The following is a 19,687-nucleotide window of genomic DNA, read 5'->3' as shown; positions in this document are numbered from 1 at the left end:
CACTTGTACAAAAAGTGCCAAAAGGACGTGGGGGGAAATATGAGACGAATTTGTGTAATAATCACGCTTCTTATTATGTGCGCAAGCGTTATACCAATTCCTACATATGCAAAGATGAACGGTAATGTCAGTGCTCGAAATGCTGTATTAATGGAGCAACAGTCCGGTCGTGTATTATACGGAAAAGCAGAACATGAGCCACAAAAAATTGCTAGTATAACAAAAATTATGACAGCCTTGTTAGCTGCTGAATCAGGAAAAATGAAAGAAATGGTATCGGTTAGTAATGAAGCGGTGAGAGTAGAAGGATCAGCAATTTATTTAAAGCCTGGACAGAAAGTGAAGTTAGAGGATTTAGTATACGGACTCATGCTTAGATCTGGTAATGATGCAGCACAAGTAATTGCTGAAAATGTAGGAGGAAGTATAGAAGGGTTCGTATATTTAATGAATGAAAAGGCGAAACAAATTGGAATGAAAGATACTCACTTTTCAAACCCACATGGTTTGGATGGAGATGGATCCCATTATTCATCAGCCTATGATATGGCACTTTTAACAAAGTATGCAATGGGGAACGAAACCTTTAAGAAGATTTTTGGGACAAAAACGTATAAATCAGATTCGTGGGATTATCCGTGGAAAAACAAACATAAACTCGTGACATCTTATTATGAATTTGCGACAGGAGGAAAAACAGGTTTTACGAAGAAAGCAGGACGGACACTTGTTACAACAGCATCAAAAGATGGACTAGATCTAATTGTCGTAACTTTGAGCGCTTCTAGTGATTGGGATGATCATATGAATTTATTTGATAAAGGTTTTGAACGTTTCAAGCAAACGAACGTTGTAGGACAAGGAGCTCTTGCTGAAATAACTGAAAAGAAATATGCCAATCATGTATATACAAAAAATAGTTTTGCGGTGCCATTAACTGAGCAGGAAAGAAAGAATGTCGTATTAAAAGTTGAACTTGATAAAAGTGCAAAACTTAAAGATGGAGTAAAGGTTGGGAAGACGGAAATTTATGTTGGCAATGAGAAAGTTGGAGAACGGAATTTATTTTATAGTAAACGAAAGTTAGTAGCTACAACGGGAATGTATTGGAATAATGTGAAAGAAATTTTTTCTCATATGATAGGTGTTGGGAGCGATGGTTAATCTCGTATGGGTAGCGATGGCAGTCATAGGGATTGTATATGCCATGATAAATGGAACGATGGAAGCAATAAATAAAGCCGTATTTGACGGAGCAAAAGATGCAGTAACAATTTGTATAGGACTTATTAGTGTATTAGTATTTTGGCTCGGTTTAATGAAAATTGCAGAGGAAGCAGGGTTGTTAAAAAAGTTAGTTTCACTTTTTATGCCGATAGTAAAAAGGTTGTTTCCAGAAATCCCGAAAGATCATCCGTCAATGGGATTTATTTTATCGAATATGATGGCGAACTTTTTTGGGTTAGGTAATGCAGCAACCCCACTTGGTATTAAAGCGATGGAACAATTGAAAGAGTTAAATGGAGGGAAGGATTCGGCGAGCCGTTCTATGGTGACGTTTCTCGCATTAAATACATCAGCGATTACTTTAATTCCTACTACTGTCATTTCGATTCGAATGACGTATGAATCAGCGAATCCTACTGAAATTGTTGGGGTAACATTCATTGCACAAGTACTCTCTATGATCGGAGCGATTTGGATTGACCGCTATTTTTACCGAAGAAGGAGTAGGAAGGGGCGGAAAAAATGAGCATTGTAAATACGATATCATTATGGGTAATCCCTTGTGTAATCGGTTTTATCCTTTTATATGGCACGATAAAGAAAGTGCCGACGTATGAATCGTTCGTTGAGGGGGGAAAAGAAGGGATTCAAATTGCGATCTCTATTTTACCGTTTATGGTTGGAATGCTTGTATCTATTTCGATTTTTCGGGCGTCTGGAGCGTTAGATGCAATGATATCAGTAATGAAGCCGATGTTAGATTTAATTCATGTCCCAGCAGAAATTGTTCCACTAGCACTTATACGCCCTATTTCAGGCTCTGCTGGTTTAAGTATTACGACCGATTTAATTGCCACATATGGGCCAGACTCGTTTATTGGAAGATTGGCTTCTACGATGCAAGGGAGTACAGATACGACTTTTTATATTTTAACAGTATACTTCGGAGCTGTTGGAATTAGAAAGATGGGAGATGCATTAAAAGTAGGACTTTTTGCCGATTTAATCGGGATTATTTGTTCAATTGTGTTTGTTTCTTTAATGTTTAAGTAAGGCGGCTATTCATTTTTTATGCTATTTCGCTTATAATACGTATACGACCACTATTAAGGTGTTGCTTAATAGTGGTTTTTTTATGCGGTATTTTTGACAAAATGATGAACTTTTATTGTGAGCAATATGAAGAATATGGACAATAATAAAAGGTAAAAACATGATTTGCCCTTTATATGTTTATTATCATCGCTATGTTGTTTAAGTAAGATGAAGCGAATAGCCGTCAAGCGTATGCGGTTGCCAAGTCTTTCTAATGTAAGGTAAGATAAATTCGAGGTGAAAAAAAGAAATGGAACGATTACAAAAAGTGATTGCGCAAGCAGGTATTGCATCGAGAAGAAAGGCTGAGGAATTAATTCAGCAAGGAAAAGTAAAAGTGAATGGAAAAATAGTGAAGGAGTTAGGAACAAAAGTAACTCCTCAAGATAAAGTAGAAGTAAATAACATCCCTCTTGAAAAAGAAGAACCTGTTTATTTTTTACTATATAAACCAACTGGCGTAATTTCAAGTGTATCAGATGATAAAGGAAGAAGTGTTGTAACAGACTTTTTCCCTGAAATTAGACAACGTTTATTCCCAATCGGACGCTTAGATTATGATACGTCTGGCGTATTATTGATGACAAATGATGGGGAATTTGCAAATGTATTAATGCATCCGAGATATAAAGTTGAAAAAACGTATGTTGCAAAAATTAAAGGGCCATTAACAGGTGAGAAAATTCGCATGTTAGAACGAGGTGTTGCATTAGAAGATGGGAAAACAGCACCAGCACAAGTGAAAATTATTTCTTGGGACAAGCGTAAAGAAACTGCGATTGTACAATTAACGATTCATGAAGGACGTAATCGTCAAGTACGCCGCATGTTTGAAGCGTTAGATTGTAAAGTAGTGAAACTAAAGCGTGAACGTTACGCCTTTTTAGAAGTGGGTAGCTTGCGACCTGGTGATGCGAGAGAATTGTCACCACATGAGGTGAAACAATTACGTGCATTGGCTTCTACAAAGCCGCGCTAACCGATAGTGTGAAACTTTCACCAGTGGAATGCTCCGCTGGTGATTTATTAAAAAATACATATATTCATCACTCGTCGAAGAGAGGGGAGACAATATGAAAAAAAATCGCTTATTATTTCGTGTTATTATTCTACTCATTTTATGCGGTGCTGTAGGATTTACACTTTATCAAGGATATTTCACTAAAGAAGAGAAAATGCAAATCGGAAAAGAAGCACCTAATTTTGTTGTAACAGATTTAGAAGGAAAGAAAATTGAATTAAAAGATTTAAAGGGAAAAGGTGTATTTTTAAACTTTTGGGGCACTTGGTGTAAACCGTGTGAAAAAGAAATGCCTTATATGAACGAATTATATCCAAAGTATAAAGAAAAAGGCGTTGAAATTATTGCGTTAGATGCAGATGAAACGGATATTGCTGTTAAGAATTTTGTGAAACAATACGATCTTAAGTTCCCAGTCGCAATTGATAAAGGTGGAGAAATTATAAAAACGTATGGAGTAATACCGTTACCAACAAGCTTCTTGATTGATAAGGATGGTAAGGTGATTCAAGAGATTAAAGGTGAACAAACGATAGAACAATTGGAAGAGTATTTAAAGAAAATTACTCCGTAATAAAGAAAGCCTTTACATACGAGGCGCTTACCTATAGCGTCTTTGATTTAAAAATTCTGAGTATTGCGGTAACTTGAGGGTAGAATATACAATAGTACATATAGATATAGGGGCGGTGAGAGTGTTGAAAGAAATTAAGTGTGAATGTGGACATGTGAATCCGATAGGAACTGTTTTTTGTGAAGCATGTGGGAAACCATTTGAAAGCAATGAAAATATAAAACTATTGGATATGCGTTATGAGGGGAGTGCTCGGAGATCTCTCACACAAACAAAAACGATAGTCGATAAAATTTGGAGCTTTTTCTCTTCTGTAAAAGTGGGTGTATGGCTCATTGTAATCACTTTAGCTGCATCAGCAATAGGAACTATTTTTCCGCAAGAAATGTACATAACTCCAGGAATTGCACCAGCTGAATATTATAAGCAAGAATACGGATTTTTAGGGCAACTATACTATCAATTAGGATTTAATAATTTATACGGTTCATGGTGGTATATGATTTTAATTGCTTCAATTGGTATTTCACTTGTGATATGTAGCTTAGACCGTGTCATTCCACTTTATAAAGCTTTAAAGAAGCAAGGGGTGAAAAGACACCCTAGCTTTTTAAAGAGACAAAGATTATACGGTACTGGTACACCGCAAGATGGTGATCTTGAAAGAGTGCAAAAGAATTTAAAGAAAAGAAACTATAACGTGAAAGTGGAAGACGGAAATATTTTGGCGGAAAAGGGACGGTTTTCACGCTGGGGTCCATATGTGAATCATATCGGTCTCATTATCTTTTTATTCGGTGCAATGCTCCGTTTTTTACCGAGTATGTACGTAGACGAAGCCCTTTGGTTACGTGACGGTGAAACGAAAGAAATACCAGGAACGGATGGTCAATACTATTTAAAAAACGAGAAATTTATTAAGGAAGTTTATGATAAAAGTAAGGACAAGGAAGTTTTTGATGAAGCGATTGATCGTGTAGGCGATAAAATGATTGCGAAAAACTTCCAAACGAATGCTGTATTATATAAAGCGGTCGGCGAAAATATAGCAGGACAAAAACCGAAATTAGAAAAAGTAAAAGAAGCGGAAATTCGAGTGAATGAACCGCTGAAATTTGATCAATTTGCTATATATCAAGTGGATTACAAAGAAAGTGAATTTAAAAGCATGTCATTCCATTTGCAAAACAAAGAAAATAATCAAAAGTGGGGACCGATTAAAGTAGATTTAACGAATCCTACAGAAAAATTTGATTTAGGAAATGGTTATTCTTTAGAACTATTAAGCTATTTTCCAGATTTTTATTTTGATGAGAGTGGAAGACCAAATACGAAAACGAAATTACCAAACAACCCTGCATTTGTGTTTAAAATGTTTACGCCTGAAACACCAGATGGTGAAGTGAGTTTTGTTGGTATTCAGCAAAATATAGAACCTGATGGAAATAATAAATATAAAATGTCGTTTGCAGGTGTGGAAATGCAAAATGCAACGGCACTTACTGTAAGGAAAGATTTAACGCTTTGGATTCTCGGTATTGGAGGATTTATATTTATGGTGGGTGTCATTCAAGGGATGTATTGGAATCATCGCCGTATTTGGATACAACGCGTTAATGATGAATGGTGGATTGCAGGACACACGAATAAAAATTGGTTCGGTTTAAAGAAAGATATTGAAAGAGTACTAGAAGGTACGGCAATTCCGCAGCCAAGCGATAAAGTAGTGGATAAAAAAATTAGTTAAGGTGGGGAAACGATATGGTGCAAATAAGTAGTAACTTTCTCTTTACCGCATTTATTTTATATTTAATTGCAACTCTATTTTTCGGGGGAGCAATTAAAGAAAAAGGTCATAAATGGGCAAATATAGGAATAACGATTACAATTTTAGGGTTTATTGCACAAACAGTATATTTTGTTACAAGATGGATTGCATCAGGACATGCACCAGTTAGTAACTTTTTTGAATTCGGTACATTTTTCGGCATGATGCTTGTCGGAGCATTTATTGTCATGTATTTTATGTATCGCGTAAGTATAATCGGACTTTTTGCATTACCAGTTGCACTTTTATTAATTGCCTATGCAAGTATGTTTCCGAGGGAAATATCTCCGCTTATTCCTTCTTTAAAAAGTAATTGGTTGCATATTCACGTGACGACTGCAGCAGCAGGACAAGCAATTTTAGCAATTAGTTTTATTACGGGCGTTATGTATTTATTGAAAAATGTAGACCAATCAACGAGAACCAAACGTACATTTTGGTTAGAAACGGTAGTGTTCACACTTGTTTGTACAGTTGGTTTTATTGGAGTGACAACGTTATTTTCTAGTATGAAATATGAAGCAAAGTTTCAATGGATTGATAAAAATGAACAACAAGTGGAAATGAAGTACAATCTTCCAGCTTTAGTAGGACCGCACGAAGGAAAGTTATTGACAGAAAATAAATTAGAACCGACAGTTGAAGTTCCAGCGATTGTAAATGCGAAAAAATTAAATACTGTTATTTGGTCAGTGTTAGTTGGGACATTACTTTATATTGTATTAAGACTTGTTTTACGCAAACGAGTATCGGCAGCACTTCAGCCGTTAGTAAAGAATACAAATAGTGATTTACTGGATGAAATCGGATATCGTTCTATTGCAATTGGATTCCCGGTTTTCACATTAGGTGCATTAATTTTTGCCATGATTTGGGCTCAAATAGCGTGGACACGTTTTTGGGGTTGGGATCCAAAAGAGGTTTGGGCGCTTATTACTTGGCTTTTTTATGCGGCGGTATTACATTTACGCTTATCAAAAGGGTGGCACGGAGAGAAGTCAGCGTGGTTAGCGGTAATTGGTTTTGCAATCATTATGTTTAACTTTATTGTAGTAAACTTAATTATCGCGGGTTTACATTCATACGCATAGAGAAATAAAATAGGAGAGTGAATGTCACTTTCCTATTTTATTTTTGTCAATTTTTCTTCTTTTTTGAGAAAAACATGACAAAGTAGCGGTTGATTTTGTAAAATGATGTCGAGGACATTATATCCTGTTCAAAAAAAATACATAGTTTTGGAAAAAAATTGAACAAACTTTATTATTCTTGTGAAGCATAATATGGGAAGTGAAACATTTAGAAGATTGCTTAAATAAACGAGAATAGTGCAACATACTAGTGTAGAAGGGTAGGTGTAAACCGTTGTGGTAAAAGTACGCAACGGGTAGAAATGGAAAATGAATCAAGAATTTTAATTGTAGACGATGAGGATCGTATTCGTCGTTTGTTGAAAATGTATTTAGAAAGAGAACAATATACAATTGAAGAAGCGGACAATGGCGATACAGCTTTAGAAATGGCGTTACAAAATGATTACGATTTAATCCTATTAGATCTTATGATGCCAGGTAAAGATGGTATTGAAGTGTGTAAAGGGGTTCGTGAGAAGAAAGCGACGCCAATTATTATGTTGACGGCAAAAGGTGAAGAAGTAAACCGAGTACAAGGGTTTGAGGTAGGAACTGATGATTATATTGTGAAACCATTTAGCCCACGTGAAGTAGTGCTTCGTGTGAAAGCGGTCTTACGCCGTTCTGTACCAACAACGTTCTTTACACAAGATACAACGACAAAAGATGTTACTGTGTTCCCTCATTTAACAATTGATAATGATGCACACCGTGTTACAGCAGATGGTAATGAAGTAAACTTAACACCGAAAGAGTACGAATTACTATTATTCTTAGCGAAAGCGCCTGATAAGGTATTTGATCGTGAGCAATTGTTAAAAGAAGTATGGCAATATGAATTCTTCGGAGATTTACGTACAGTTGATACGCATGTAAAGCGTTTACGTGAGAAGTTAAGCAAAAAATCACCAGATGCTGCGAAGATGATTGTTACCGTTTGGGGCGTAGGTTACAAATTTGAGGTTGTGAACGACTGATGCTTTGGAGAAGTGTAGTAGGGAAGTTATGGATGACTATATTACTTCTCGTTTCGTTTGTGCTCGGATTTGTTGCGATTTTACTTTCACAGTTTTTTAGAACATATTATGTTGATATGAGTGAAGCTAGGCTTCAAAAAGTTGCAACAAGTGTTTCAGAGTTAATTGAAGAAGGTGCCGATGTAAAAACGATTGAGAATATCGCGTACAAATTCTCTGATCCACTTTCAAGGATCATTATTGTAGAAGATGGTAAAGAAATATCTTCTTCGCCGAAACAAGAAGGATTAGTCACTCTTACAATGGATGATTTGAAAGAAGACAAAGAATTAGCGGCTGTTTTTACAGACAAAAAAGAAATTAAGAATAACATTAGAAAAGCCTCTAATAGTAGAAAGAATAAAAACACTGAAAATGATATTATGATTGTCGGAAAACCAGTGCATTCAAAAAATCAAAGTGCAGTGTTCGTATACGAATCTTTACAAGTACCGATACAAGGTATGGAGAGAACGACTGATTTTATATTCTTATCAGCAGGGATTGCGATTATATTAACAACGTTCTTTGCATTCTTCTTATCTACTCGAATTACAGCACCACTCCGTAAAATGCGTGAGGTTGCTTTTGAGGTCGCGCGTGGGAAGTTTGATGCGAAAGCACCTATGGTATCTCAGGATGAGATTGGTGAGCTTGCAACGGCCTTAAATCAAATGGGGAAACAGTTGAAGTTTAATATGAATGCCCTGCAGCAAGAAAAAGAACAGTTAGCTAGTATTTTAAGTAGTATGGCAGATGGGGTTATTACGTTAAATCAAGAAGGTGAAGTCGTTGTAATTAATCCGCCGGCTGAACATTTCTTACAAGTTTGGCAAGAGGAAAAGGAAGTAGAGCTCAGTAAAAAACTACCTTCTGAACTTGTTGAACTATTCCATCTCGTTGTAGAAAGTGAACAACAACAAGTGGTTGAAATTAATTTACAAAAAGGGAATTATGTAGTTCTTATGACGCCGCTTTACAACCAAACGAAAATTCGTGGTGCTGTAGCTGTATTACGTGATATGACGGAAGAACGCCGTCTTGAGAAGATGCGTCAAGACTTTATTGCGAACGTATCACATGAACTTCGTACACCGATGGTAATGCTTCAAGGGTATAGTGAAGCGATTTTAGATGATATTGTGCAAACGAAAGAAGAAATTAATGAGTTTGTTCAAATTATTTATGATGAATCCGTTCGTTTAGGTAAACTTGTAAATGAACTATTAGATTTAGCGCGTATGGAAAGTGGTAATGTAGAGTTACATATAGGTGAAGTTGATATTCATCCTTTCGTTGAAAAAATAGGTCGTAAATTCCAAGGAATTGCAAAGGATAAAGAAGTCGCATTAACGGTTGATTTCCAGAATCCAATTGAACAATACCCGTTTGATGCAGATCGTATGGAACAAGTATTGACGAATTTAATTGATAACGCAATTCGTCATACGAATGCAGGCGGACATGTAACGCTTGTAATTAATACGAAAAATAATGGTCTTACTTTTGAAGTACAAGATTCGGGCGCTGGTATTCCAGAAGAAGATATTCCATTTTTATTTGATCGTTTCTACAAAGCTGATAAAGCAAGAACACGTGGGAAAAAAGGTGGAACGGGGCTCGGGCTTGCGATTGCAAAAAATATTGTGCAAGGCCATGATGGTAAAATTGCTGTTTCAAGTGTTGTTGGAGAGGGAACTACATTCTCTGTATATTTACCGAATCGTATAATTTAGATATGCGTTTTTAAAGTTGATAATGAATAAAGTTCTACTGTTTTTTATTTTTTTGTAAAATCAATTAAATAAATAATAGTAGAACTTTTTTTCTATCTTAGTCGAATGAAGAATAGCAAGAGGGGTGTCGTGAAGCGATGAAATTATATACGAAAACAGGAGATAAAGGGACAACAAGTGTAATAGGCGGCAGAGTGGATAAAGATAATATCCGAGTTGAAGCATATGGCACGATAGATGAGGCGAATTCTCATATTGGATATGCAATGACTAAGCTACAAGGCGGATCTTTTGGAGATATTTACAATGAACTTGAAAATATTCAACATGAACTATTTGATTGCGGGGGAGACTTGGCGATAGTAGAGGGGAAAATTCCTTATAAAGTAACGGTTGAAATGGTTGAAAGCTTAGAAAGAAGGATTGATTCGTATATAGAAGAAGCACCGCCGTTAGAGCGTTTTATTTTACCAGGTGGAAGCGAAGCGGCAGCTGCTATTCATATTGCACGTACAGTTGTAAGGCGAGCAGAACGATGTGTAGTGTCCTTGCAAAAAGAAGGGAAAATAAATGAAGTTGTTCTAAAGTATGTAAATAGATTATCTGATTATTTGTTTGCGGTAGCTAGAGTAATAAACGCTCGATTACAAGTAAAAGATGTGGAGTATAATCGCAGTGCAATCGTTTTTCGTGATAAAAAAGAGAAGGAAGTGGAGTGATTCACTTTCTTTTTTTGTATACTTTTTTCTGTAATATACCAAAATAGAGAAGGTATGGTGTTAATTAGAAAACGGAGGATGTATATGAAAGTGTTAAAATGTAGCATCATGTTATTGACGGTATTGTTTTTATCTCAATTACATGTGTACGCAGAGGGAAATCAATGGACATGGCCTGTTGAAGGGCAGATAAGTGATTATTTTGGGACAAGGCATGGAAAACACTACGGTATAGATATAGCAGCACCGATTGGCACGCCTGTGGCAGCTATTCAAGAAGGTAAGGTAACAAAGTCTTATTATTCAAGTAGTTATGGAAACGTTGTATTTATTAAACATGGAGAATATGAGGCTGTGTATGCGCATTTAAATAAGAGATATGTAGTTCAAGGGGATTATATTTCAAAAGGAGAAATAATTGGAGAAGTAGGAAATACAGGAGAATCGAGAGGTGCACACTTACATTTAGAAGTTCATCAAGGAAGATGGACGATGGCGAAAAAGAATGCGATGAATCCATTGCTTGTTCTAAATGAACAGAGAAATGAAGTTGTGTCCTCATCCTTATATGTCGTCCAAAAAGGGGACACTTTAGTTAGTATTGCACGGAAATTTAGTATGTCAGTTAAGGAAGTTAAAGATAAAAATGGACTGCAGCAAGATCGGATTTATCCAAATCAACAATTATACGTAAAGTAAAAAAAGAGCTAGTTAAACTAGCTCTTTTTTTTACCAAAAAATAAAGACACATATAAATCCAGAAATAGCTAAGTAGCTATATAAGTAAAATACTTTCGTTCTTGTTTTTTCGTTCGTTCGAAATAGTACAATAGTCGGTTCAATTAAACCGATTGTCAAACAAAGTAAACCAAGAAGCATACAACCGATTGAAATGGAGTACAGGGCGATTTGTGGTGCTTGAAATGGAATCATCCATTTTAATAAAAATGCAATAAGTGCAGTGTAGCAAATGCTGCCGATGTATTTATTCAACGGTGCATTAGAACGGAACCCTGGAAGTTTTTTTAAGAAAGAACGGGAAACAACTTCAGTTTGTAAAGATGTGTGCTCTTCAATTATTTTTTGAGCTTCTTTTCCTTTTTGGAAAAGGGATAATATCCAGTTTCGCTCACCTTGAAAAATAAATTGAGAAGTTGTCAAATAATGATCCACCTTCACTTTATTCCAACTCTTCCATGGGTGACGCTCACACAGTTTTAATTTACTCTCTGTTTTTTTATCATACTGATAAATACTGATGCCATCTTCATCGAAAGCAGCATAGTATGTCTCGCTTGAGAATGTGCCTAAATCAATTGGACAGTAGAAAAGTAATTCTTTTTTTAAGTAAAAGTATTCTTTTCTTAAGTTTTTTTTCATTGCTTCTCGAATAGAGTGTCTCTTTTCTTTTTTCATGACATTTCCTCCATAATCCAGAAAATGTTCTTATCTTAACAATTCAACATCTTATCACTTTTCATTATATATGACTAGGGGATTCATAGGGGAAATGCCGAATACTAAAAAATCTGGGGTGTATTGTAAAATATAGTAATTGGTTTTAATTATATAAAATTAATAACTTATTTTTAATAAGTTACACTTTTTTTGTTCACAATACGATTATGTTGTTGTATAATAAAGTGGAAAATAGAATATCGGTCTATCTTCGGGGCAGGGTGAAAATCCCGACCGGCGGTGATGAACTATATGTGATTTTGTTCTAAGCCCGCGAGCCGTTAAGGCAGGATTTGGTGTGATTCCAAAGCCGACAGTATAGTCTGGATGGGAGAAGATGGAGGTTCAAGCGTTCAAAAAAGATATGGATTTGAACGTCTGTTTGATGTGCCTTAAATTCTCCCTTTGTGTAAAACACAAAGGGTTTTTTCGTTCTATGAAAAAGTAGGCATAGCAGAACCTTTCCACTTTCCATGAGATGATCGATGGAAAAGGAGAGAGAAAGATGAAACAAAAAAACAGTGTAGTGCAGATGGTGAGTGTAGCGATGCTAAGTAGTATTGCATATTTACTGATGATGTTGGATTTCCCGTTTCCAGGGCTTCCGCCATTTTTAAAAATTGATTTTAGTGATGTACCAGCTCTAATTGCAGCAATTATTTTCGGGCCAGTTGCAGGGATAATTGTAGAGGCGATAAAGAATATTTTACATTACGGGATTCAAGGGAGTTTAACGGGAGTGCCAGTTGGAGAAATTGCTAACTTTATTGCAGGATGTTTATTTATTGGACCGGCAGCTTTCTTATTTAGAAAGTATCGTACTGTTAAGAGTTTAACGACAGGATTAATGCTAGGGACAATTACAATGGCGCTCATTATGAGTGTATTAAATTACATCATTATATTCCCAGCTTACACTTGGTTTTTAAATTCACCAGCTATGTCTAGCGAGGCTATAAGAACAACGGTTGTAACGGCAATCTTACCATTTAATTTGATTAAAGGAATTGTTGTGACAATTGTATTTGTAGCGTTATTCTCACGCCTGAAAGTATGGGTGTTTGCAAAAATGAAAAATGCATAAAATATAAAATAAAACCATTAGTAGTATGGAACTACTAGTGGTTTTTTATTAAGTAGAATGAAAATAGAAAACAAAAAATATCCCTCATATGAATGAGGGATATTTTTTGAAGTTAATAAAAGACTATTCGAATTTTAAAGAGTCGCCATCAAATGATTCATCAGCAACTTTAATTGAGTCAGTTGGACAACCTTCGAATGCATCCATCATATCTTCAATTAATACATCTGGAATTTCAACGATACCTTGGTTATCGTCTAACGTTACAAATGCAATACCTTCATCATCATAATCATAAATGTCTGGTGCAGCAGCGCCGCAAGCACCACATGCGATACAAGTATCTTTATCAACGATTGTATATTTTGCCATCTTTTTTCCCTCCTGATAATATGTATGTGAAAAGCTCGCCATAAAAATTATAACCTTATTGTAAAACGGTTTTTAAAACTTTTCAACATAAAATTATAATGATAATCCTTATCAATTAGAGTGTCAACTAATTTTTGCATTATGTCATAAGATTTTCAAAATACGTAAATGTTATTTCGTTTGGTACAATATACTATATACAAGTACATAGTGCCGATATGATAAGTTTAATGAGTAAGTGCAATCATACTAAAAAGTAATTAAGCTAGATTGAAAGGTGGAAGCGGTAATGCAACTACAATATACTTTATTGTATTGTTTAAAACAATTGAATGGTGAAAGGACCGTTTCTTCTATTTATTATTTATTAAAAGGAAAACGATCTTCGCAAACGTTACAAGATGGAAATATGTTCCGAATTTCATTTTTGTTTGGAATATATAAATCGTTAAATAGAACAGACTATGATCGTGAAGTTGCAAAGTTGTTGCAAGCAGATTTGATTCGAGAAATACATGAAAATACATATTTGTTAACATCTAAAGGTAAAATGCAGTTACATACATGGGAGGAAGTGTATGCTTTTCCTGCGCATTTACATGGTTTACACTATGGTGAATTAGGTGAAACATTTTGGAAACGATTATCATTAATTATTCAAACTATATCTAATTTACAACAGAATAATACGAAGTTTATTCCCATTCAACAAGATACAGAAATAATGATGTGGGTAAAACGTTTTTTAACAGGTATACCATATAGGCGAAGTGAATTGGCTAAAAGATTATGGAAAGAAATATATAATCTTTTAGGAAAAGGTGATGTGGTAGAAGCGACGATTGTAACATATAGATTAACAGGATATGAACGTATCGGTTGTACATTGCAGCAATTAGCGGAAATTACGAAACAAGATATATTCCGGGTGTATTTTTTATTTTGGGGTACAATTCACTTCTTTATACAAGAAGTTCACGATAAAGAAAATGAATTTCCGCTATTGGCTGAGATTATCTCTTATCCAAATGAGAGAGCTGATTTATTTAGTTTATCAACGAAAAAAACATATAATTTTTGGAGACAAGGACGCTCTTTAGATGAAATAGCGACAATTAGAAATTTAAAGGTTGCAACGATAGAAGATCATTTTGTTGAAATTGCTTTGCGGGAAAAAGAGTTTTCAATCGAGATGTTTATGGAAAAAGACAAAATAGATAAAGTAACAAAAGTAATTGAGGCATTACAAACACGTAAGTTGCGTGAGTTGAAACAAGCGGTTGGAGAGGGTATCTCTTATTTTGAAGTTCGTCTTGTATTGGCGCGGATGGAGGGTATAAATGAAGCTTGAGGAATATTTATATAGATGGTTTGGATATTCTGAATTTCGTACAGGGCAAAAAGGGGTCATTACAGATTTATTAGAGGGAAAAGATGTTATAGCAATGCTCCCGACTGGAAGAGGGAAGTCTATGTGCTATCAACTTCCAGGGCTAATGCAAGAAGGAACCGTGCTTGTTGTATCACCATTATTATCTTTGATGGAAGATCAAGTTACACAATTAAAGTATGTTGTGAAAAACCGAGTAATAGCATTTAATAGTTTTCGGACATTACATGAAAAAAGAGAAGCGATGAAAAAATTAGCTTCATATAAATTTATTTTTGTTTCACCAGAGATGTTGCAGTCGGAAGTGTTAATAAGAGAATTGAAGAAAGTTCATATTTCATTATTTGTTGTGGATGAGGCTCATTGTATTTCACAATGGGGTTATGATTTTAGGCCAGACTATAAAAAACTAAATGTAGTCATTGAAAATATCGGGTCTCCTACGGTGCTAGCATTAACGGCAACAGCGACAAAAGATGTACTCCGAGATATAGCAGAGAGTTTAGATTTGAAGAAAGTGACGCAGCATGTATACTCTATTGATCGTCCAAATATTGCGATGGAAGTACAATTTGTGGAGACGATAGAAGAGAAGAAAGAAGCGCTTTTGGATCAGGTGATGTATTTACAAGGGCCAGGGATTGTATATTGTTCAAGCAGAGCGTGGACAGAACGTTTAACGGAGTATTTAAGAGGAAAAGGCGTGACTGGTGTCGCTTTTTATCATGGTGGTATGGAACATGAAGAGCGTATGTTAATTCAACAGCAGTTTATGAATGACCAGTTGCAGCTTGTAATATGTACAAGTGCTTTTGGTATGGGAGTAAATAAGTCGAATACGAGCTATATTATTCATTTTCATTATCCGACTAATATAGCTTCCTATTTACAAGAAATCGGAAGAGCTGGAAGAGATGGTGAACCGAGTATAGCTATCTTACTATGTAGTCCGTTAGATCACGATTTACCAATTTCGATAATTGAAGATGAATTGCCAAGTCAGTCGCAAATACAATTTTTATTCTCTTTACTACAAGAAAGAATGTTTCAAACGAAAGAATTACCAATAGAAGAGGTAGAAGAAATTTGTTATAATGCAGCAAGATTTAATGAACAATATTGGCGTTTCATCCGCTATCATCTTGAACAGCTTGGAATCATACAACAGCGAAAATTAAAATTAGAGAGCTTGTCAGATGAAATTATGAACAGATTAATAGCTGAAGTAGAAATAAGGCTACGTAATAAATATAGTGAGCTAGAAAACATGAAGTCGTGGATACAAGTGAAAGAATGTAGGCGTGAATATTTGTTACAACAGTTCGGTTATAGAAAAGAGAACGAGTTGAAAAATTGCTGTGACTATTGTGGTATTACAAAAACAGATTATAAAAAAAGACAAGCGCAACAATCGGATTTCGACTATAATTGGGAAACAGAGTTACAAAAGCTTTTCGGTCTAGAAAAGATGGGGGAATGATGAACATTCAAAGGCATAATATTGAAGATATGAGTCCGAAAGAAATAAGGCTGAATCTGTATATCACACAGTTCATTATTATCGGTATCGGTTGTTTACTAGCATATGTATTATTCCGAGATATAAAATCGGTGTATAGTCTGTGGAAGTGGGAACCGGTGTCTATACTTATAATAGGTGGCTTGTTGGCAATTGGTATTGTGTTATTAGATTATGTTGCAATGCGAGTATTTCCAGAGTCTTGGTTTGATGATGGTGGTATTAACGATAAGATGTTTCAAGGAATGTCAGTTATGCACCTACTCGTTATTACGTTCATTATCGGCTTTGCAGAAGAATTTTTATTTAGAGGTGTAGTGCAGACGCACTTTGGAATTGTAATAGCGAGTTTAGTATTTGCAGTGTTACATATTCGGTATATAACAAAGCCATTTTTGTTTTGTTTCGTCTGTTTCATTAGTTTTGTCTTTGGTTATGTGTTTGAATGGACAGAAAATTTGTTTATAACAATCTTTGCACACTTTCTTGTTGATTTTATAATGGGACTCCAATTAAGAAAATAAATGTAAGGTGGTGGTGAACAACATGAGAAAACGAATTCCTGATTTCGAAGAGGAATTAGAAGTTGAGCGAGTGGAAGAAAAAGAAAGTTTACCGCCGCGTAGTGAAATTCATAGAAATAAAGAGAAAAAAGAAAAGTTTAAAATGAATCATATTTTCGTCCGAGTTTTAACATTTCTATTCATATTACTACCAATTAGTATCTTATGGTATACAGATAAATATATTCAGGTGAAAAGTGATGGTAATAACGCTGGGAAAAGTGCGTTTGAGGTCATTTTCTTTGATTCAGCTAAATCTGAGTCTGAGGCAACATCTGAGAAAGTAGTAACGCATACGGTAAAAGAAGGAGAAACTTTAGAAAGTATAGCGAAGCAATATTTTTCAGATGAAACTGGGATTGAAGTGATTAAAAAGTATAATGATTTACAAGAAGATGAAGTGAATGTAGGTCAAGAAATAAAAATTCCGATAAAAGATAAGTCCGCAAAGCAGGATAGCTAGTAACATACCTACTATAAAAGCTGAGGATTATCTTTATGCGGAAGGGAGTGAAAATATATGATATGGATTATCTTATTAAGTGCTCTCATATGTATTGGTATTATATTTCTTCTTGTAATGTATACAGAAGCGATGCGTAATACTGTGTTAGAACATACTTTACTTTTTGAAGAATTTCCGAAAAGTTTTCAAAAAGTAAAGATGTTTTTTATTTCTGATATTCATAGAAGGGTCATTTCAAGTTCGTTAATTGAACAAGTAAAAGGAAAAGTAGACCTTGTAATTATTGGCGGTGATTTAGCGGAAAGAGGTGTCCCTTTATCGAAAATTTCTGCAAATATACAAAAGTTAAGAGCGATAGCTCCTGTATATTTTGTGTGGGGAAATAATGATTATGAGATTGAATATCATGAATTAGATGCTTTGTTATTAGAAAATAATGTGAAAGTTTTAGATAATACAAGAGTTGTATTTGAGTCTGAACTAGGAGAAAAAATTTGTTTGCTCGGTGTAGATGATGTTGGTTTGAAGCGTGATCGTTTAGATTTAGCTTTGGCTGATTGCAAAGAAGATGGTTTTCGCATATTAATTAGCCATAACCCTGATATAATAAATAAAATGTCTGGAAAAGAACAAATTTCACTTGTGTTAAGTGGACATACACATGGAGGACAGATTCGATTATTCCCATCTAAAAAATATTTAAAAGGTGGCGTATATAAGCATTCAAATATGACTCTTTTTGTTAGTAATGGGTATGGAACAACGTTGATTCCACTTCGCTTCCGAGCACCTGCTCAAACACATATTATTACGTTATGTGGAGGGAAATGATGCCAACTCTAAACGGGAAATATAACATAAAAGCTGTTTCCAATATAATTGGAATTCAGCCGAGTACGCTTCGTGCATGGGAAAGACGATATCAAATTATTGCCCCAATGCGGAATCATGCGGGGCATCGATTATATACAGAAGAGCATATTCAAATTTTGAAATGGTTAATGGACAAAGTTTCTTCCGGCATGATGATTGGACAAGCAGTTCAATTATTAGAAGGGAATCGTTTGCAGAGTAATGTTCAAAAAGAAATACATTACGATAGAGAAGTTGTTTTAGTGGACGATTTACTGCAAGCTTTGTTAAAATTTGATGAAATTACAGCTTCTGCATTGTTAAACGAGGCTTTTAGTATTTATGCAACAGAAAAAGTCATAGCAAGTATTGTTCTTCAAGTGTCAAATAAATTGTTAACGTTAAAAAATAATAATGAAGTTACAATGGTGCAATTCCAATATGTCGTATCATTTTTACAAACTCGTCTAGGAATGGTGTATCATAATGCAGCATCATTTTCTTCTATACACAAAGTTGTTGTGTTAGAAAATAATATGTTGAAAGGGTTTGTTTTCTCAACGTATTTACGCTTAAAAGGATATGAGGTGATATATATTAGGTCAAGCTTAGCGGAAGATGGTATTTTGTTAGCTGTTGAGAAAATACAACCTACATATGTAGTAGTCTCTTTTGATGAGGAACGAGAACTTAAGAACGCGATGAAAGACATGAATTTGTTGCAAGAAAAAAGTGAGAAACTTTCTGTTGGGTTTATAGGAGAAATAGGTGCTCGAGATCAGTTGAACATTCAAACATGCCTAATTGGTGATACGAAAGAAGAATGGGATGATTGGTTAAAAATGTTAGAATAGTTGTTCGAAAAGAACCATCTATTTTCTATTTCATATAATAAAAATTATATTCATTGGTTACGTAGGGAGGGTATGAGATGAGGCTGGAACGATTAAATTACAATAAGATAAAAATTTTCTTAACATTTGATGATTTATCTGAACGAGGATTAACGAAAGAAGATTTGTGGAGAAATGCACCGAAAGTACAGCAATTATTTCGTGATATGATGCAAGAAGCAAATAAGGAACTAGGGTTTGAAGCGGATGGCCCGATTGCAGTTGAAGTATTTTCTCTACAAGCGCAAGGAATGGTCGTAATTGTAACGAAAGAACATCAAGATGTGGATACAGATGATGAGTTCCGTGACGAGTTTATTGAAATGCAAGTGACTCTAGATGAAAGCGAGCATATACTTTATGAGTTTGCTACACTAGATGACGTAATTAACCTGTCGAATCGTTTATATAACCTTGATGTAACTGGCGGAAAACTATATACGTGGGATGGGCGTTTCTATCTTTGGATGGAAGAAGAGGAGCAAGTTCAATTACTGAAGGCAGATTTTATAGCTATTTTAGCGGAATATGGTAATCCGTCTACAGCAACTATTTATCGTCTAATGGAGTATGGTAAAGAATTAATGGCTTCTCAAGCAATTGAACAAATACACAATTACTTTGTGAAAAAACAAAACCTTAGCTAATATAACAAAGCTAAGGTTTTGTTTTTTATTTGGAGAAACCTAAAATGTTGGTCTGAAAATGTCAAAACGATTAATGGTATAGCGGGAATCATAA

At 35.0% G+C, this 19,687-nt stretch carries 21 protein-coding genes and 1 riboswitch; of the genes, 19 read left to right on the top strand and 2 right to left on the bottom strand.

The genetic code is table 11. The annotated features are described in order from the left end of the window. Positions 1 to 39 precede the first annotated feature (39 nt). The 11 genes from dacB (at position 40) to ACLBWW_RS07645 (ending at position 11,048) form a co-directional block, all read left to right on the top strand. The gene (gene dacB / locus ACLBWW_RS07695) at positions 40 to 1,164 is read left to right on the top strand and encodes a D-alanyl-D-alanine carboxypeptidase DacB (protein ID WP_048541891.1); all 1,125 of its coding nucleotides are present in this window, start codon (positions 40 to 42) and stop codon (positions 1,162 to 1,164) included. After that, the gene (spmA, locus tag ACLBWW_RS07690) at positions 1,157 to 1,753 is read left to right on the top strand and encodes a spore maturation protein SpmA (protein ID WP_000247806.1); all 597 of its coding nucleotides are present in this window, start codon (positions 1,157 to 1,159) and stop codon (positions 1,751 to 1,753) included. The genes dacB and spmA overlap by 8 nt, the downstream gene beginning before the upstream one ends. Then, on the top strand, positions 1,750 to 2,280 hold the full coding sequence (gene spmB, locus ACLBWW_RS07685) for a spore maturation protein SpmB (protein WP_000029511.1): 531 nt from the start codon (positions 1,750 to 1,752) through the stop codon (positions 2,278 to 2,280). Before spmA ends, spmB begins: the two co-directional genes overlap by 4 nt. A gap of 292 nt (positions 2,281 to 2,572) precedes the next feature. Beyond that, entirely contained in the window at positions 2,573 to 3,301 is a 729-nt protein-coding gene (gene rluB / locus ACLBWW_RS07680) for a 23S rRNA pseudouridine(2605) synthase RluB (protein WP_000440552.1), read from the top strand. Positions 3,302 to 3,395: 94 nt separating this feature from the next. Next, on the top strand, positions 3,396 to 3,917 hold the full coding sequence (resA, locus tag ACLBWW_RS07675; RefSeq protein WP_000742201.1) for a thiol-disulfide oxidoreductase ResA: 522 nt from the start codon (positions 3,396 to 3,398) through the stop codon (positions 3,915 to 3,917). Between the two features lie 121 nt (positions 3,918 to 4,038). Further along, positions 4,039 to 5,664: a cytochrome c biogenesis protein ResB gene (gene resB / locus ACLBWW_RS07670; protein ID WP_098047363.1), complete on the top strand. Its 1,626-nt coding sequence runs from the start codon at positions 4,039 to 4,041 to the stop codon at positions 5,662 to 5,664. 14 nt (positions 5,665 to 5,678) lie between these two features. Then, positions 5,679 to 6,836 (top strand): cytochrome c biogenesis protein ResC, encoded by a 1,158-nt coding sequence (gene resC, locus ACLBWW_RS07665; protein ID WP_048541895.1) that lies wholly within the window; start codon positions 5,679 to 5,681, stop codon positions 6,834 to 6,836. A gap of 302 nt (positions 6,837 to 7,138) precedes the next feature. Beyond that, the gene (gene resD, locus ACLBWW_RS07660) at positions 7,139 to 7,855 is read left to right on the top strand and encodes a DNA-binding response regulator ResD (protein ID WP_000426862.1); all 717 of its coding nucleotides are present in this window, start codon (positions 7,139 to 7,141) and stop codon (positions 7,853 to 7,855) included. Continuing rightward, the gene (resE, locus tag ACLBWW_RS07655) at positions 7,855 to 9,630 is read left to right on the top strand and encodes a sensor histidine kinase ResE (RefSeq protein ID WP_000964666.1); all 1,776 of its coding nucleotides are present in this window, start codon (positions 7,855 to 7,857) and stop codon (positions 9,628 to 9,630) included. The genes resD and resE overlap by 1 nt, the downstream gene beginning before the upstream one ends. Before the next feature lie 137 nt (positions 9,631 to 9,767). Next, entirely contained in the window at positions 9,768 to 10,349 is a 582-nt protein-coding gene (locus ACLBWW_RS07650) for a cob(I)yrinic acid a,c-diamide adenosyltransferase (RefSeq protein ID WP_048541897.1), read from the top strand. An 84-nt stretch (positions 10,350 to 10,433) separates the two neighbouring features. Further along, a complete protein-coding gene (locus ACLBWW_RS07645) occupies positions 10,434 to 11,048 on the top strand; it encodes a peptidoglycan DD-metalloendopeptidase family protein (RefSeq protein ID WP_048541899.1) in 615 nt (204 codons plus the stop codon). Between the two features lie 30 nt (positions 11,049 to 11,078). Here ACLBWW_RS07645 and ACLBWW_RS07640 read toward each other — a convergent pair whose 3' ends face one another. Beyond that, positions 11,079 to 11,765: a hypothetical protein gene (locus ACLBWW_RS07640; RefSeq protein WP_000711800.1), complete on the bottom strand. Its 687-nt coding sequence runs from the start codon at positions 11,763 to 11,765 to the stop codon at positions 11,079 to 11,081. Positions 11,766 to 12,010: 245 nt separating this feature from the next. After that, positions 12,011 to 12,150: riboswitch (FMN riboswitch) on the top strand. 162 nt (positions 12,151 to 12,312) lie between these two features. Between ACLBWW_RS07640 and ACLBWW_RS07635 the strand changes: the two genes are divergently transcribed. Then, positions 12,313 to 12,891, top strand: a complete 579-nt coding sequence (locus tag ACLBWW_RS07635; RefSeq protein WP_000810851.1) for an ECF transporter S component — start codon at positions 12,313 to 12,315, stop codon at positions 12,889 to 12,891. A 123-nt stretch (positions 12,892 to 13,014) separates the two neighbouring features. Here ACLBWW_RS07635 and ACLBWW_RS07630 read toward each other — a convergent pair whose 3' ends face one another. After that, complete coding sequence (locus ACLBWW_RS07630; protein ID WP_001151994.1) at positions 13,015 to 13,263, bottom strand: ferredoxin; 249 nt, start codon at positions 13,261 to 13,263, stop codon at positions 13,015 to 13,017. 289 nt (positions 13,264 to 13,552) lie between these two features. Here ACLBWW_RS07630 and ACLBWW_RS07625 point away from each other — a divergent pair, with 289 nt between their 5' ends. From ACLBWW_RS07625 to ACLBWW_RS07595, 7 genes are all read left to right on the top strand, one after another. Continuing rightward, positions 13,553 to 14,614: a helix-turn-helix domain-containing protein gene (locus ACLBWW_RS07625; RefSeq protein ID WP_098132577.1), complete on the top strand. Its 1,062-nt coding sequence runs from the start codon at positions 13,553 to 13,555 to the stop codon at positions 14,612 to 14,614. Further along, positions 14,604 to 16,133, top strand: a complete 1,530-nt coding sequence (locus tag ACLBWW_RS07620) for a RecQ family ATP-dependent DNA helicase (RefSeq protein WP_088110187.1) — start codon at positions 14,604 to 14,606, stop codon at positions 16,131 to 16,133. Before ACLBWW_RS07625 ends, ACLBWW_RS07620 begins: the two co-directional genes overlap by 11 nt. Then, entirely contained in the window at positions 16,133 to 16,696 is a 564-nt protein-coding gene (locus tag ACLBWW_RS07615; RefSeq protein WP_107134497.1) for a CPBP family intramembrane glutamic endopeptidase, read from the top strand. Before ACLBWW_RS07620 ends, ACLBWW_RS07615 begins: the two co-directional genes overlap by 1 nt. Positions 16,697 to 16,718: 22 nt before the next feature. Further along, a complete protein-coding gene (locus ACLBWW_RS07610; protein ID WP_001231546.1) occupies positions 16,719 to 17,198 on the top strand; it encodes a LysM peptidoglycan-binding domain-containing protein in 480 nt (159 codons plus the stop codon). Positions 17,199 to 17,255: 57 nt separating this feature from the next. Continuing rightward, the gene (locus ACLBWW_RS07605; RefSeq protein ID WP_048543567.1) at positions 17,256 to 18,032 is read left to right on the top strand and encodes a metallophosphoesterase; all 777 of its coding nucleotides are present in this window, start codon (positions 17,256 to 17,258) and stop codon (positions 18,030 to 18,032) included. Continuing rightward, positions 18,032 to 18,907, top strand: coding sequence for a MerR family transcriptional regulator (locus ACLBWW_RS07600; RefSeq protein WP_048543565.1), 876 nt, complete (start codon positions 18,032 to 18,034; stop codon positions 18,905 to 18,907). The genes ACLBWW_RS07605 and ACLBWW_RS07600 overlap by 1 nt, the downstream gene beginning before the upstream one ends. 77 nt (positions 18,908 to 18,984) lie before the next feature. Further along, positions 18,985 to 19,593 carry a genetic competence negative regulator gene (locus ACLBWW_RS07595; RefSeq protein ID WP_001235391.1) on the top strand — a complete coding sequence of 203 codons (609 nt, stop codon included), beginning with the start codon at positions 18,985 to 18,987 and terminating at the stop codon, positions 19,591 to 19,593. The last annotated feature ends 94 nt before the right edge of the window (positions 19,594 to 19,687 follow it).

The organism is Bacillus sp. M5A3_1b (genome assembly GCF_053345335.1).
The sequence above is the reverse complement of the archived record's forward strand: the minus strand, read 5'-3'. Positions and strand labels throughout refer to the sequence as shown.

Excerpts from the sequence above, each read along its gene's own strand:
- spmA (WP_000247806.1), top strand. The coding sequence starts at position 1,157 with ATGGTTAATCTCGTATGGGTAGCGATGGCAGTCATAGGGATTGTATAT.
- resE (WP_000964666.1), top strand. The coding sequence starts at position 7,855 with ATGCTTTGGAGAAGTGTAGTAGGGAAGTTATGGATGACTATATTACTT.
- ACLBWW_RS07645 (WP_048541899.1), top strand. The coding sequence starts at position 10,434 with ATGAAAGTGTTAAAATGTAGCATCATGTTATTGACGGTATTGTTTTTA.
- ACLBWW_RS07650 (WP_048541897.1), top strand. The coding sequence starts at position 9,768 with ATGAAATTATATACGAAAACAGGAGATAAAGGGACAACAAGTGTAATA.
- ACLBWW_RS07595 (WP_001235391.1), top strand. The coding sequence starts at position 18,985 with ATGAGGCTGGAACGATTAAATTACAATAAGATAAAAATTTTCTTAACA.
- ACLBWW_RS07615 (WP_107134497.1), top strand. The coding sequence starts at position 16,133 with ATGAACATTCAAAGGCATAATATTGAAGATATGAGTCCGAAAGAAATA.
- ACLBWW_RS07630 (WP_001151994.1), bottom strand. The coding sequence starts at position 13,263 with ATGGCAAAATATACAATCGTTGATAAAGATACTTGTATCGCATGTGGT.
- ACLBWW_RS07625 (WP_098132577.1), top strand. The coding sequence starts at position 13,553 with ATGCAACTACAATATACTTTATTGTATTGTTTAAAACAATTGAATGGT.
- rluB (WP_000440552.1), top strand. The coding sequence starts at position 2,573 with ATGGAACGATTACAAAAAGTGATTGCGCAAGCAGGTATTGCATCGAGA.
- ACLBWW_RS07600 (WP_048543565.1), top strand. The coding sequence starts at position 18,032 with ATGCCAACTCTAAACGGGAAATATAACATAAAAGCTGTTTCCAATATA.
- ACLBWW_RS07605 (WP_048543567.1), top strand. The coding sequence starts at position 17,256 with ATGATATGGATTATCTTATTAAGTGCTCTCATATGTATTGGTATTATA.
- ACLBWW_RS07620 (WP_088110187.1), top strand. The coding sequence starts at position 14,604 with ATGAAGCTTGAGGAATATTTATATAGATGGTTTGGATATTCTGAATTT.
- resA (WP_000742201.1), top strand. The coding sequence starts at position 3,396 with ATGAAAAAAAATCGCTTATTATTTCGTGTTATTATTCTACTCATTTTA.
- dacB (WP_048541891.1), top strand. The coding sequence starts at position 40 with ATGAGACGAATTTGTGTAATAATCACGCTTCTTATTATGTGCGCAAGC.
- ACLBWW_RS07640 (WP_000711800.1), bottom strand. The coding sequence starts at position 11,765 with ATGAAAAAAGAAAAGAGACACTCTATTCGAGAAGCAATGAAAAAAAAC.
- resD (WP_000426862.1), top strand. The coding sequence starts at position 7,139 with ATGGAAAATGAATCAAGAATTTTAATTGTAGACGATGAGGATCGTATT.
- spmB (WP_000029511.1), top strand. The coding sequence starts at position 1,750 with ATGAGCATTGTAAATACGATATCATTATGGGTAATCCCTTGTGTAATC.
- ACLBWW_RS07635 (WP_000810851.1), top strand. The coding sequence starts at position 12,313 with ATGAAACAAAAAAACAGTGTAGTGCAGATGGTGAGTGTAGCGATGCTA.
- ACLBWW_RS07610 (WP_001231546.1), top strand. The coding sequence starts at position 16,719 with ATGAGAAAACGAATTCCTGATTTCGAAGAGGAATTAGAAGTTGAGCGA.
- resC (WP_048541895.1), top strand. The coding sequence starts at position 5,679 with ATGGTGCAAATAAGTAGTAACTTTCTCTTTACCGCATTTATTTTATAT.